This window comes from Synechococcus sp. R6-10 (assembly GCF_047461815.1).
GTDB lineage: Bacteria > Cyanobacteriota > Cyanobacteriia > Thermostichales > Thermostichaceae > Thermostichus.
This window is the reverse complement of record NZ_JANSHW010000416.1, coordinates 1033-3024: the sequence shown is the minus strand read 5'-3', so window position 1 is coordinate 3024 and position 1992 is coordinate 1033. Positions and strand designations below refer to the sequence as shown.

The following is a 1992-nucleotide window of genomic DNA, read 5'->3' as shown; positions in this document are numbered from 1 at the left end:
GATCGACTACGCCATTCGTTTGGTGCGTTTTGAAGAGCGCTACCGGGATGTTTTCGGCTTTGTGTTCGGCTCCACCCTGGTTTTCCAAAGCCTAGAGCTGGCCCAGCCCCACATCGGCAAGCACCGCATGGTTACTCTGGAAGGGGAGCTGTTGGAAACTTCGGGCGCCATGACCGGCGGCAGCGCCCCCCAGCGAACTGGGATCCACTTTTCTGCCGGCGAACCTTCCGAGGAGGCCGCCTTGCGCTCCCGCTTGGCCGAGCTGGAGGAACTGCTGGCCGCCCTCACCCTGCGCCTACAAGCAGCCCAAGCCCGCGAAAAACAACTGGCCCAAGCCCTGCTCCTGGCTCGCCAAGACGCCCTGCAAGCCCAGCAATATCTGGAGCGGCACCAAGCCGACTGCCAAAAGCAACAGGCCCGCCTGCAACACCTGCAGGGATCCCTGGCGCAAAGGCAAAGCGAAAGCCACCAGATCCAGCAGCGGCTCGACCAGATTCAACTGCGTTGGGATCCCTTGCAACAGCGCCTAGCCGATCTCGCCCTCAAGCTCAGCCAACTGGAGGGATCCCCGGTGAACCAGCATTGGCAGCAACTGCAGCAGGCGGTGCAGCAGCAAGAAAGTCGCTTGGCAGAGCTGCAGCAGCAACTGGCCCAACTGGAGCGGCAACAGCAGGAGAACTCCGGCCAACAACACCTGAAACAGGCCCAAATCCAGCACCACCAGGAGCGCCTGCAGGAGAGCAAACAGCGCCAAGCCTATCTGCAGGAGCAAATCGTCCAAGCCCAAGCCACCCTTGGTCACATCCAGCAGCACCTTGCCGAGCAACGGCAACAGATAAGCCAGATCGAGGCCCGACTTTCCCACCTGCGCCAAGAGCGGGATCGGCAAGAATTCCAATTGCGGGCTCAACAACAGCAGATCCAACGCCTGGAGTGGGAACGCTACAACGCCCTCACCCAACAACAGGAAAAAGAGGCTCTGCTGGCCCAACTGCAAACCCAACTGCAAGCGGTGGTTCAAGAGCTGCCGGATCCGCTGCCCGACTTGCCCGCCACCCTGACCTTAGACGAGCTGCAGCGGCAAAAACGCAAAATCGAAGAGCAATTGCGATCCCTGGAGCCGGTAAACATGCTGGCCATTGCCGAATACGAACAGACCCAAGCTCGCCTGCGGGATCTCAGCGCCAAACTGGAAACCCTGCACCAAGAGCGCACCGAGTTGTTGCTGCGCATCGAGAACTTTTCCACCCTGCGTCGGCAAGCCTTCTTGGATGCCTTTCATGCCGTCAACGGCCATTTTCAAACCATCTTTGCCCAACTTTCCGATGGGGATGGTCATTTGGAATTGGAAAACCCAGAGGATCCCTTCGCAGGCGGTCTAACCTTGGTGGCCCACCCCAAAGGTAAGCCGGTGCGCCGTCTCAGCGCCATGTCGGGAGGAGAAAAATCCTTGACAGCCCTCAGCTTTATTTTTGCTCTGCAGCGATTCCGCCCTTCCAGCTTTTACGCCTTTGATGAAGTAGATATGTTTTTGGACGGGGCCAATGTGGAAAAATTGGCCAATATGATCTGGCAGCAATCTCGTCAGGCGCAGTTTTTGGTGGTCAGTTTACGCCGCCCCATGATCGAAAAAGCTGAGCACACCATTGGTGTAACCCAGGCCCGCGGTGCATACACTCAGGTGATCGGCCTGACCAAACCCGCCCCTCACCCCAGTTAAGATGTGGCTTGGTTAAGAGCAGAGGGCAAATCCTGAGGTCCCATTAGACTCATTCTAAGAATGGTTTAGGAGTGTCCAAACGCCTGCCATGGTTGCTCTGACTCTGAATCTATCCCCCCTGACAACCCTGAGCCGAGCAGATTTTATTCGGCTTTGTGCCGCCAATCCTGACCTGAAGCTGGAGCGTACCGCTCAAGGAGAATTGGTTATCATGTCTCCAACCGGCGGGGAAACCGGCCACTGGAATGCCGAAATCACCACAGACTTAACCC

Annotated in this window: 1 protein-coding gene and 1 pseudogene; both read left to right on the top strand. The window is 57.6% G+C overall.

Annotation, left to right across the window (positions count from 1 at the left end):
• Window positions 1-1720 (top strand): annotated as a pseudogene (locus NW837_RS11435) (chromosome segregation protein SMC); the annotation flags it as partial.
• A gap of 88 nt (window positions 1721-1808) precedes the next feature.
• A partial coding sequence (locus NW837_RS11430; protein WP_414331630.1) for a Uma2 family endonuclease occupies window positions 1809-1992 on the top strand: 184 nt, incomplete at its 3' end.